This window comes from Streptomyces sp. NPDC060205 (assembly GCF_042728395.1).
GTDB lineage: Bacteria > Actinomycetota > Actinomycetes > Streptomycetales > Streptomycetaceae > Streptomyces.
In genome coordinates this window covers 26,423-38,614 of the sequence record NZ_JBHWZP010000054.1, presented here as the reverse complement: position 1 = coordinate 38,614, position 12,192 = coordinate 26,423, and the positions used below count along the sequence as shown (strand labels likewise).

Annotated in this window: 6 protein-coding genes; all 6 read left to right on the top strand. The window is 72.4% G+C overall.

Annotated features, from left to right (window positions below; all coding sequences use genetic code 11):
* Positions 1-153: 153 nt before the first annotated feature.
* The 6 genes from ACFWGJ_RS12805 (at position 154) to tmk (ending at position 12,177) form a co-directional block, all read left to right on the top strand.
* Complete coding sequence (locus tag ACFWGJ_RS12805; RefSeq protein ID WP_387323132.1) at positions 154-747, top strand: small secreted protein; 594 nt, start codon at positions 154-156, stop codon at positions 745-747.
* Positions 748-842: 95 nt separating this feature from the next.
* A complete protein-coding gene (locus ACFWGJ_RS12800) occupies positions 843-2,363 on the top strand; it encodes a methyltransferase (protein ID WP_387323130.1) in 1,521 nt (506 codons plus the stop codon).
* A gap of 285 nt (positions 2,364-2,648) precedes the next feature.
* Positions 2,649-4,931 carry a protein kinase gene (locus tag ACFWGJ_RS12795; protein WP_387323128.1) on the top strand — a complete coding sequence of 761 codons (2,283 nt, stop codon included), beginning with the start codon at positions 2,649-2,651 and terminating at the stop codon, positions 4,929-4,931.
* 322 nt (positions 4,932-5,253) lie between these two features.
* Positions 5,254-5,451 carry a hypothetical protein gene (locus ACFWGJ_RS12790; protein ID WP_387323126.1) on the top strand — a complete coding sequence of 66 codons (198 nt, stop codon included), beginning with the start codon at positions 5,254-5,256 and terminating at the stop codon, positions 5,449-5,451.
* A gap of 414 nt (positions 5,452-5,865) precedes the next feature.
* Positions 5,866-8,706 carry a type I DNA topoisomerase gene (gene topA, locus ACFWGJ_RS12785; RefSeq protein WP_387323124.1) on the top strand — a complete coding sequence of 947 codons (2,841 nt, stop codon included), beginning with the start codon at positions 5,866-5,868 and terminating at the stop codon, positions 8,704-8,706.
* A gap of 129 nt (positions 8,707-8,835) precedes the next feature.
* A complete protein-coding gene (gene tmk / locus ACFWGJ_RS12780; protein WP_387323122.1) occupies positions 8,836-12,177 on the top strand; it encodes a dTMP kinase in 3,342 nt (1,113 codons plus the stop codon).
* Positions 12,178-12,192 lie beyond the last annotated feature (15 nt).

The window sequence follows — 12,192 nt, the reverse complement described above, 5'->3', positions numbered from 1 at the left end:
CCCGTCCGTGCGTACGGCTGTGTGTACGCCCTGTTTCGTGAGCCTTATCTCGCCCCTTCCGTGCCTGGTGCAAATGGCTTCAATAGCGGTCCAAACGGATGTTCGTCACGGTGGTGTCGCCCGATTGCCGTGTATGTTCCGGGGCCGAGAGCCATGGAAGGGACCAACCCGGTGAACAAGAAGCTCGCGGCCGCGCTGTCCGGCGGTGCGGTACTGGTACTGGCGCTGTCGGGATGCAGCAGCAGTGACGACAACAGCGACAAGCTGAACGCCTGGGCCAAGCAGGTCTGCGACGCGGTGAAGCCGCAGGCCAGGAAGATCTCGGCCGCCAACACCGCCATCCAGCAGCAGACCTCGGACAACAGCACCCCGGCGGACGTCCAGAAGACCGACGCCCAGGCCTTCCAGGACATGTCCGACGCCTACAAGGCGATCGGGAGCGCCGTGAACAAGGCCGGGGCGCCGGACGTGGAGGGCGGCGACAAGAAGAAGACGGACGCCGTCAAGGAGCTCAACACCATCTCCGCGTCGTACGGCGACCTCAAGAAGCAGGTCGACGACCTCGACACCAAGGACCAGGCGAAGTTCGCCGACGGTCTGAAGGGGATCGCCACCCAGCTGGACAAGTTGAGCCAGAGCGGCAACGACGCCCTCGCGAAGCTGGAGGAGGGCGACGTGGGCAAGGCGATGGCCAAGCAGGAGAGCTGCAAGAGCGCGTCCCCGTCCGCCTCGGCGTCGAAGGGCTGAACCGCGGCGGAGCCGCCGTCCGGCGCCGGGGTGCCGCTCAGGCCCTCCGGCGCGGGCCCGCCCGCGCGGCGCCGGGGGCGGGTCACAATGGGCGGGTGAGTAACACCAGCCTGGCACCGCTGCCCTCGTCCGACCGCACCGACGTCACCGCACGGCTGCGGGACGCCCTCCTGGGCGCCTCCTTCAGCGCCGACGGGCTGCTCGACCTGCTCGGCGCCCCCGCGTACGCGGCGCTGGCCCGCAGTGAGACCGTGCCCGCGCTCCGGGCCACCCGGGGCGACTCCCCGCTGGAAGCCCTCGTACGGCTGTTCCTGCTGCAGCAGCCCGTGCCGCACGCGCGCGTGGCGGACGTTCTGCCGGTGGAGGACTGCCTGGAGAGCGGCTGGCTGACCCGCGTGGGCGGGGACGAGGTCGCGGCGGTCGTCGACGTACGGCCGTACGGCGGACCGGGCGGCGAGGACTGGTTCATCGTCTCGGACCTGGGCTGCGCGGTCGGCGGGGCCGGCGGCATCGGCAGCCATGACGAAGGCGTCGTACTCGGCGTGGGCGGCGCGTCCACCACGCTCGCGGGCATCACCGTGCGCGGCCCCTTCGCCTCCGCGCTCGACCTCGGCACCGGCTCCGGGATCCAGGCGCTGCACGCCGCACAGCACGCCACGCGCGTGAGCGCCACCGACCTCAACCCCCGCGCGCTGCACATCACCGCGCTCACGCTCGCCCTGTCCGGCGCTCCGGCGGCCGACCTGCGTGAGGGCTCCCTCTTCGAGCCGGTGGGCGACGAGACGTTCGACCTCATCGTCTCCAACCCGCCCTTCGTGATCTCCCCCGGCGCCCGGCTCACCTACCGCGACGGCGGGATGGGCGGCGACGATCTCTGCCGCACGCTCGTGACGCAGGCGGGCGACCGGCTGAACGAGGGGGGATACGCGCAGTTCCTCGCCAACTGGCAGCACGTGGAGGGCGAGGACTGGCAGGACCGGCTGCGCTCCTGGGTGCCGCGCGGCTGCGACGCGTGGATCGTGCAGCGCGAGGTCCAGGACGTCACGCAGTACGCCGAACTGTGGCTGCGCGACGCGGGCGACCACCACGCCGATCCCGTGGAGTACCAGGCGCGGTACGACGCCTGGCTGGACGAGTTCGAGGCCCGCAAGGTGAAGGCCGTCGGCTTCGGCTGGATCACACTGCGCAGGTCGGACGCCACGTCGCCCTCCGTCGTCCTGGAGGAGTGGCCGCACTCCGTCGAGCAGCCGCTCGGCGACGCCGTGCGCGCGCATTTCGAGCGGGTCGACTACCTGCGTGAGCACGACGACGCGGCCCTGCTGGCGGCGCACTTCAGGCTGGGCGCCGAGATCGTGCAGGAGCAGGTCGGCCTGCCCGGCGCCGAGGACCCGGAACATGTCGTCCTGCGCCAGCACCGCGGGATGCGGCGGGCCACGAAGGTGGACACGGTCGGCGCCGGTTTCGCGGGCGTCTGCGACGGCACGCTGAGCGCGGGACGCATCCTGGACGCCATCGCCCAACTGGTCGGGGAGGATCCCGTGCTGCTGCGCGACCGGACGCCCGCCCAGATCCGGCTGCTGGTCGAGCAGGGGTTCATCGAGCCCGTGGCACGCTGACCCCGCGGCGGCGCGGTGGCGCAATGGGGCACCGAAAGGCGCCGAGAGGCCGGCGGGAGCGGCCGGCGCGGCGGTGCCCCGGACCCGCCCGCTGACGTGAACTCGTCGTCGGCGACCGGTCGGCGGCGACACGACTGATGTGTATCCGCGCCGATGAGCCTGATGTGTCGGTTCTGGCGCGATTGGTACGCAAAAGGGCTCCTGTCAGTGGTCCGTGCGAAGCTACCTTCGAGAGACAGAACGCACGCGTCCTCGGGGGAGGCGCGCTGTCTCGGGGGAGGCTGTATGTCGGGGGACACACCGGGTCGGGGTGAAGGCAGGCGGATCGGAGGCCGGTACCGGCTGCTGCGCACGCTGGGCGCGGGCGGCATGGGCCGCGTCTGGCTCGCGTACGACGAGGAGTTGGCCTGCGAGGTCTCCATGAAGGAGATCAACCTGCCCGATGTGCCGATGGAGCCGGGCGAGTCCGCGGGCGAGGGTTCTCCCGACCGGGTGGAGCCGGGGGCCCAGGAGCGCATCGCCCGGGCCCGCAGCGAGGCACGGAACGCGGCGCGGCTGCGCGGCCACCCCCATGTGGCCACCGTGCACGACGTGTTGATGCACGAGGGGCTGCCCTGGATCGTCATGGAGTTCGTGCCGGACGCGGTCGACCTCCAGACGGTCGTCCGGCGGTCGGGGCCGCTGACGCCCGTGCAGACGGCCCGGATCGGGCTCGGTGTGCTCGACGCGCTCACCGCCGGGCACCGGATCGGGATCCTCCACCGCGATGTGAAACCCGCCAACATCCTGCTGGCCCCGGACGCCTCGGGCGATCCCTTCGCGCGCGTGCTGCTCACCGACTACGGCATCGCGCTGCAGCCCGAGTCCCGCGAGCCCCGCCTCACGGCCACGGCCGGCATCCTCGGTACGCCGGGGTACCTGTCGCCGGAGCGGGCCCGCGGTGAGCCGCCCACCCCGGCCGCCGACATGTTCTCGCTCGGCGCCACCCTGTACGCGACGGTCGAGGGGCGCGGCCCGTTCGACCGGCACGGGGAGTACGCGACCCTGACGGCCCTGCTCAGCGAGGAACCCACACCGCCGCAGCGGGCGGGTGAACTGGCGCCGGTGCTGCACGGCCTGCTGGTGAAGGACCCGGTGCGCAGGTTCTCGCCGGAGGCGGTGACACGAGGGCTTGAGCGCGTCCTGCAGAGCCCGCCGGGCGGGGTCTTCGGGCCGCCCGGGGTGGTTCCCGGGGCCGCCGGGGCCGCGCCCGCCGCGGGGCCGGGTGATCCATGGGGCGGGGCCCGGACTCCCGCCTCCACCCCGGGTTCCGGGCCGCCCGGCCCGCTCCCCGAGGCCCCCGGTGGGTTGTCCCCGGCCGGGAACTCGCCGCAGTTCCCGCCCTCGCACACCCCTCAGGGCCGCAGCACTCCGCAGACACCGCACACACCGGGCGGTCCCTCTCCGCAGGGCCCGCCGGGCGGCGGGCAGGACCCCTGGCAGGGGCCTGGGGCGCAGGGGCCGTACAGGGCCTGGAATCCGTACGCGGGCGAGTCCTCCTCGCCGTACGGGAGCAGCGGATCTCCGCAGACTCCGCAGCCCTACGGGGGCGCCGGCCCGGTCCCGCCCTACGTCGGCGGTGGGGCCCCGCCCTACGGGAGCGGTCCGACGGCGGTCACCGATGCCGGCGGTGGCCGGGACGACACACGACGCGTCCTGTCCACCGCAGCGGTCCTCACGGTCGTCACGGCGTTGGTTCTGGTGGTCGGCGGCGTCGCACTGGCGGCCCTCACGTTCAGCGGCGACGACAAGAAGGAGGCGAAGGGAGGCGGCACGACATCGCCCGCGTCGGGCGACACGGGGCCGGCCCTCCCGTACGGCAAGAAGGTGGGGCTCAAAAAGCCGCTGAAGACCGGGGACTGCGTACGGGCCGTCTGGCCCGGAACACCGTTCAGGTCGGTGCCGAACCTCGGCGTCGTGGACTGCGCGAAGGACCACCCGGACGGCCAGGTGGTGGCCGTGGACACGGCGGCCGACTACGCCGACGCCCGCGCCGAGGGCGCGAGGCGCTGTGAGCGGCAGGGCGAGGAGATCGCCGACGCGCTGCCCGACGCGGACCTCTACACCGTGACGCCGACGGAGCGCGGCTTCGAGAAGGCCGAGGCCCGTACGGCATGTCTCGTACTGGGACGGCATGCCGCCATCGGTGGCGCCGTCGGCCGTTTCCGGGAGGAGGGGTCGGAGCTGTTCACCGGTCAGATGGTCGACGGCGACTGCTGGAACGTCCAGATGGAGAAGGAGTTCTACAGGGCTGCGTTGACCGATTGCGACGAGCTGCACGACAACCAGGTCATAGGCGTCGTCCACGCTCCGGCGAACATGAAGTTCAAGAAGGCACTCAACGACGCGCCCAAGCTCTGCAGCAACAAGTTCGAGTCGACCTGGGCGCCCGACACCGAGTGGGTCGTCCAGGGCTGGCTGACCGACAAGTACTCCTGGAACCAGGGATTCACCATGACGGTGTGCACGGTGACCCGTGCCGACGGCGTGCGGACGAGCGGAAAGATACCGGCGCCCGGCGCGGTGTGACGGACTCCACCCGAAGGCGTGGTCGGCTTCGGGTGCGTGCGGTGGCCGGCGTCTTCCGGGCTCCCCGCTCCCGGTGCGCTCCCCGTCCGCTCCTGGTGCGGGAGTGGCGTGGCAGCGGTGCGGCGGTCCGTGCGGCAGCGGTGCGGTTTCGCGGTGTGAGCCGCCCCGCATCGGGGCGCACGGAGTCGGCCGTCTCCCGTTCACCTCGGGTTGGGATTCCGGCCTCCCGGAGGTGCCAGCGTCCCGACCGGAGCACGCGACAGCGAGCCCCGGGCCCCGCAAGGGCGGGACCCGGTGACACACGAGGGTGGAGGGACGAGCCATGGAGAGCGGACCGGCGATCTTCACGGGATCGGTGTTCGCCCTGTTCGGAGGCGGACTGCTGCTGTGGACCGCGGTCCGGCTGAGGCAGCGTGCTCCCGTCGCCCTCGGAGTGAGCCCCGTCGCATCGGTGGCGGTCGCGGGCTTCGCCGGGACGGCCGCCGTGCTCCTCGCGGTGTGGTGTTTCACTCGCGTCTGAGTCCCGGCCGCCGGCGACGCGCCGGTCGGCCCCGCTCCTGGGCCAGTGCCTCCCGCTGTCCGCTCGATGCCGCCCTGTCACCCGGGCAACACCGGCCCGCTGTCCGGGAAACACCGTCTTTGCTGTCCTGGAATCGCCGTACGGCTGCGGGCGCGAGCAAGATCGACGCCGGTCGAACTTCTTCTCCCCGGTAATTGAGAGGTCACGCTCCGGATGTTCCGGAAAGGGCAGGTCGGCACTCCGGGCGGCAGGAATGGCGGGAGTCGGGTTACCGTTCGAGTGGCCGTTGCGGGCTTTTCCCGTTTGACACGGGGGCGGGATGTACCGTCACACTCCGCAGCGTCAGCATGACCCGACCCCCGGGTTCAAGGCCTGGGGCGAGACCCCCTGCGTCGACCGGAGAGAAGAGCGAAGTTGTCCCCGACCAGCGAGACCGCACACGGCGGCCGCCGACTCGTCATCGTCGAGTCGCCTGCCAAGGCGAAGACGATCAAGGGCTATCTCGGCCCCGGATACGTCGTCGAAGCGAGTGTCGGGCACATCCGCGACCTCCCCAACGGCGCCGCGGAGGTGCCCGAGAAATACACCGGCGAGGTGCGTCGGCTCGGCGTGGACGTCGAGAACGACTTCCAGCCGATCTACGTGGTCAACGCTGACAAAAGGTCGCAGGTAAAGAAGCTCAAGGACCTGCTGAAGGATTCCGACGAGCTCTTCCTCGCAACCGATGAGGACCGCGAGGGCGAGGCCATCGCGTGGCACCTCCTTGAGGTACTGAAGCCCAAGGTCCCCGTCCACCGGATGGTCTTCCACGAGATCACCAAGGACGCGATCCGCAGCGCCGTCGCCAACCCGCGCGAGCTCAACCAGCGCATGGTCGACGCCCAGGAGACCCGCCGTATCCTCGACCGCCTCTACGGCTACGAGGTCTCGCCGGTCCTGTGGAAGAAGGTCATGCCGCGGCTGTCGGCCGGCCGCGTCCAGTCGGTCGCGACCCGTCTCGTCGTCGAGCGGGAGCGCGAGCGCATCGCCTTCCGCTCCGCCGAGTACTGGGACCTGACCGGCACCTTCGGCACCGGCCGCGCAGGCGACCGCAGCGACCCGTCGAACCTGGTCGCCCGGCTGACCGCGGTCGACGGCAAGCGGGTCGCCCAGGGCCGTGACTTCGACTCGCTCGGGCAGATCAAGAGCGCGAACACCCTTCACCTGGACGAGGCCAACGCCCGCGCGCTGGCCGCCGCCCTGGAGAACACCGACTTCGCCGTACGGTCCGTCGAGTCGAAGCCGTACCGACGCTCGCCGTACGCACCGTTCCGTACGACCACGCTCCAGCAGGAGGCGAGCCGCAAGCTCGGCTTCGGCGCGAAGTCCACGATGCAGGTGGCGCAGAAGCTGTACGAGAACGGCTTCATCACCTACATGCGTACGGACTCCACGACCCTCTCGGACACCGCGATCACCGCGGCCCGCGCTCAGGTCACGCAGCTCTACGGCGCGAGCTACCTGCCGGACAAGCCGCGTACGTACGCCGGGAAGGTGAAGAACGCGCAGGAGGCGCACGAGGCGATCCGCCCCTCGGGCGACCGCTTCCGCACCCCGGCCGAGACGGGTCTGACCGGCGACCAGTTCCGGCTGTACGAGCTGATCTGGAAGCGGACCGTCGCTTCCCAGATGAAGGACGCGGTCGGCAACTCCGTCACCGTCAAGATCGCGGGCAGGTCCTCCGACGGCCGGGACGCCGAGTTCAGCGCGTCCGGCAAGACGATCACCTTCCACGGCTTCCTGAAGGCGTACGTCGAGGGCGCGGACGACCCGAACGCCGAGCTGGACGACCGTGAGCGCCGCCTCCCGCAGGTCGAGGAGGGCGACCCGCTGTCCGCCGAGGAGATCTCGGTCGACGGCCACGCGACCAAGCCCCCGGCCCGCTACACCGAGGCCAGCCTGGTCAAGGAGCTCGAAGAGCGCGAGATCGGCCGCCCGTCGACGTACGCGTCGATCATCGGCACGATCCTCGACCGCGGCTACGTGTTCAAGAAGGGGACGGCCCTGGTGCCCTCCTTCCTGTCCTTCGCCGTGGTCAACCTCCTGGAGAAGCACTTCGGGCGGCTCGTCGACTACGACTTCACCGCCAAGATGGAGGACGACCTCGACCGCATCGCGCGGGGCGAGGCCCAGTCCGTCCCGTGGCTCAGGCGCTTCTACTTCGGCGAGGGCGAGGCGACCGGCGCCGCGGAGGCGGGCAACGGCGACGGCGACCACCTCGGCGGCCTCAAGGAACTCGTCACCGACCTCGGTGCCATCGACGCCCGCGAGGTGTCGTCGTTCCGCGTGGACAGCAGCGACATCATGCTGCGCGTCGGCCGCTACGGCCCGTACGTGGAGCGCGGCGAGAAGGACTCCGAGAACCACCAGCGCGCCGACGTGCCCGAGGACCTGGCACCCGACGAGCTGACCGTCGAGCTCGCCGAGGAACTACTCGCCAAGCCGAGCGGCGACTTCGAGCTGGGCGCCGACCCCGAGTCGGGCCACCAGATCATCGCCCGGGACGGCCGCTACGGCCCGTACGTCACCGAGGTGCTGCCCGAGGGCACCCCGAAGACCGGCAAGAACGCCGTGAAGCCGCGTACGGCCTCGCTGTTCAAGTCGATGTCCCTGGACACGGTGACGCTCGCGGACGCGCTCAAGCTGATGTCGCTGCCGCGCGTCGTCGGCACGGACGCCGAGGGCGTGGAGATCACCGCGCAGAACGGCCGCTACGGCCCGTATCTGAAGAAGGGCACCGACTCCCGTTCCCTCACGAGCGAGGACCAGCTCTTCACGATCACGCTGGACGAGGCCCTCGCGATCTACGCGCAGCCCAAGCAGCGGGGCCGCGCCGCCGCCAAGCCGCCGCTGAAGGAACTGGGTGCCGACCCGGTCAGCGGGCAGCCCGTCGTCGTCAAGGACGGCCGCTTCGGCGCGTACGTCACCGACGGCGAGACCAACGCGACCCTGCGCTCCGGCGACAGCGTCGAGGAGCTCACTCCGGAGCGGGGCTTCGAGCTGCTCGCGGAGAAGCGGGCCAAGGGACCGGCCAAGAAGACGGCCAAGAAGGCGGCGAAGAAGGCACCCGCCAAGAAGGCCCCGGCGAAGAAAACAGCGGCAAAGAAGACGGCTGCTACGAAAACGGCCGCAAAGAAGACCACCACCGCGAAGAAGACGGCCGCCAAGAAGACGACAGCGAAGGCCACGGCCGCCAAGGCGACCGCCGAGGACTGAGCCGTTCTTCACGGAGATCAACTCACCTTCGGTACCCGGAACGAACGCCCCGACACCACTTGGTGTCGAGGGCGTTCGCATGTTCGGGGCCCTCTTCGGGGACCGGGTGCGTCCGGATAGGCTGGCGGGATGACGCGAGCCGAGCAGCCAACGGCCCACACTCCGGCCCCCGACGACTCCCTGGTCGCAGACTCACGGGAGCGAGCCGTCCGGGCGCTGTTGCGTGTGCCGCAACTGAGGCGGCTGTGGAGCGCCCAGCTGGTGAGCGGCGTCGGTGACGCCCTCGCCCTGCTGGTGCTGGTTCTGCTCGCCCTCCAGGCGGCCGTGTCCGACGGCTCCTTCGGGGGCGGCTACCGCGGAGTGGCCCTCGCCGTGTCGGCGGTCTTCGGAGCACGCATCCTCGCGACACTCCTCTTCGGAGCGGTGCTGCTGGGCCCGCTCACCTCCCTCACCGCGCAGGACGGTCCGCTCGACCGCCGCTGGACCATGGTCGGCGCGGACGGCGTACGAGCCGTCCTGCTGATCATCGCGCCCCTGTGGATCGACTGGACCCCCGAGAACGCGCTGGCCGTGCTCCTCGTGACGGCGTTCGTCATCGGGGTCGCCGAGCGCTTCTGGACGGTGTGCCGCGAGAGCGCGGCGCCCGCGCTGCTGCCCGCGCCGCCCCTGGAGGGCGCGACGGTACGGCCGCTGCCGGACCACATGGACGCCCTGCGGCGCCTCGCCCTGCGTACGGGATTCGTCGCGGCGCCCCTCGCGGCGGCGGTGCTCGTCGTCGCCGGGCTCCTCAACAACCTGCTGGGCGCCGGACTCGCGTGGTTCGACCAGCACCAGGCGGCACTCGCCTCGTACGTCTCGGCGGGCCTGTTCGCCGCGTCCCTGTCGGTGCTCACCTTCCTCGAACTGCCCGACGTACGCACCCCGCGCGCGCGGTCGCCGCTGGAGGGACTGCGCCGCCCCAGGACGGGTTCGGGCATCGACAAGGGCCGTACCGGGGCCATCCCGCTCCTGGTGCTCGCCTGCGCGGCCGTCGCCGGAGCCGTCGCGGCGGCCGTCGCCGTGGCCGTGCTGCACGCCAAGGACCTGGGCGGCGGCCCGGTGACCTTCGGACTGCTGGTGCTCGCGGTGACCGGCGGGGTCGTGGTCGGCATCCGTACGGCGCCCAGGCTGCTGCCGTCCCTGTCGCGCCGGCGGCTGCTCGCCCTGGCCATCGCCTTCACCGGCATCGCGCTGCTCGCCGCCGGACTCGTCCCCGACGTCACCACCGTGCTCCTGATCGTCGGCCTCGCCGGCATCGGCGCGGGCGTCGCCGCCAACACCGGCCACGCCCTGCTCGACCAGGAGGCCGAGGACTACCGCCGCGCGCGGACGACGGAACACCTGCACGCGGTCGTACGGGTCTTCGTCGCCGTAGGTGTCCTGGTGGCGCCGCTCGTGGCGGCCGCCATCGGTCCGCACCGCCTGGAGAACGGCAAGTTCGTGTTCGCGCACGGCGGCGCCGCCTTCACCCTGATGCTCGTCGGCGCGCTGCTCCTGCCGGTCGCCGCACTGGTCCTCGCCAAGGCCGACGACCGCTCCGGAGTGCCCCTGCGGCACGACCTGCGGGACGCGCTGCGCGGCGGTGACGACCCGGTGCAGGCACCCACCGACGCCGGGTTCTTCATCGCCCTGGAGGGCGGCGACGGGGCCGGCAAGTCCACCCAGGCCGAGGCCCTCGCGGAGTGGATCCGAGCCAAGGGGCACGAGGTCGTGGTGACGCGCGAACCGGGCGCCACCCCCGTCGGCAAGCGGCTGCGGTCGATCCTGCTCGACGTGTCGTCGGCCGGCCTCTCGCACCGCGCGGAGGCCCTGCTGTACGCCGCCGACCGCGCCGAGCACGTGGACACCGTGGTGCGGCCCGCGCTGGAGCGGGGCGCGGTCGTGGTCTCGGACCGGTACATCGACTCCTCGGTGGCCTACCAGGGAGCGGGACGCGATCTGTCCCCCACCGAGGTCTCCCGCATCAACCGCTGGGCCACGGACGGGCTCGTACCGCATCTGACGGTCCTGCTGGACGTGGCGCCGGAGACCGCGCGCGAGCGGTTCACCGAGGCGCCCGACCGGCTGGAGTCGGAGCCCGCCGAGTTCCACGCGCGCGTGCGCTCCGGTTTCCTGACGCTGGCCGCCGCCGACCCCGGCCGCTACCTGGTCGTCGACGCCGGGCAGGAGCCCGAGGCCGTCACGACCGTGATCCGGCACCGGCTCGACGTGGTGCTGCCGCTCTCCGAGGCCGAGATCAAGGCCAAGGAGGAGGCACGCAAGGCCGCCGAGGAAGAGGCGCGCCGCAAGGCCGAGGAAGAGGCCGCCCGCAAGGCCGAGGAGGAGCGGCTGGAGCGCGAGCGCCAGGAACAGCTCGCCCGGCTGCGCGCGGAGGAGGAAGAGCGCAAGCGGCTCGAACTGGAAGAGGCGCAGCGGCGCGAGGCCGAGCGGCAGGCCGAGGAGGCCCGGCAGCGCGCCGAGGCCGCACGCGTGCGTGCCGAGCAGGAGAAGGCCCGGCAGCTCGCCGAGGAGAAGGCCCGCGCGGCCGAGGAGGAGCGCCGGCGCAAGCAGGCCGAGGAGGAGGCGCGGCTGCGGGCCGAGGCCGAGGAGCGGCGCCTGGAGAAGCAGCGGAAGGCCGAGGAGGCGCTGGTCCGGGCCGAGGAGGCGCGGCGGGCGGCGGAGGCGGCAGCCGCTGTGGCGGCGGCCACCACCGCTTCCGCGGCTGCGGCGGCCTCGGCGCGGGAGGCGGCCGCGTCGTCCGCGTCCGCAGGGCCCGCGGCTGCGGGCTCCGCGCCTTCCGGCGGGGCTGGGTCCGGTCGGGCGGCGGGTGGTCCGGGCCGTGAGAGCGCGGGCACCGCGAACTCGGGCGACGAGCGCCCGGGCGACGAGAGCCCGGACAACGAGAGCACCGTGCAGACGCCCATGGTGACGCCCACGAACGCGTCCGGAGGTCCGGTCGACGAGACGGCCGTGCTGCCTCCGGTGCCGCCGCAGGACGCCCGGCCGGCTGCCGGTCCGCACGCCGGTTCGGCCGCCGGTGCGGTCGGCGGTTCGGCCGGTGAAGAGACGGCCGTGCTGCCGCAGGTGCCGCAGCCTCCGCAGGGCGCCGCCGACGAGACCGCGGTGCTGCCGCCGGTCCGTCCGCAGCCCGCCGCGGACGAGACGGCGGTCTTCCCTCCGGTACGGGACGAGCGTGGCCGTGAGCCCGAGGACCGGGTGCCTCCCGGGTACGGGAACGGCTACGGGAACGGCTATGAGGCGGGGGCCGGGGCCTCCGACGGCGGCACTCGTGAGCTGCCCCAGGTCGACGCCGAGGGCAGGCCCCGGCGGCGTCCCCGCTCGGACTGGGCGGAGGAGACTCCGCTGGACGACCTGCCGACGCTCGCCGACGAACTGCTGGGCCCGCGGGACGACGACGAGCGGGACGAGGGGAACGGGCGCCGGCGGCGCTGACGGCAGCGGGCGCCC

Bases quoted from the DNA above. Each gene is read 5' to 3' on its own strand.
- tmk (WP_387323122.1), top strand. From the start codon at position 8,836: ATGACGCGAGCCGAGCAGCCAACGGCCCACACTCCGGCCCCCGACGAC.
- ACFWGJ_RS12790 (WP_387323126.1), top strand. From the start codon at position 5,254: ATGGAGAGCGGACCGGCGATCTTCACGGGATCGGTGTTCGCCCTGTTC.
- ACFWGJ_RS12795 (WP_387323128.1), top strand. From the start codon at position 2,649: ATGTCGGGGGACACACCGGGTCGGGGTGAAGGCAGGCGGATCGGAGGC.
- ACFWGJ_RS12805 (WP_387323132.1), top strand. From the start codon at position 154: ATGGAAGGGACCAACCCGGTGAACAAGAAGCTCGCGGCCGCGCTGTCC.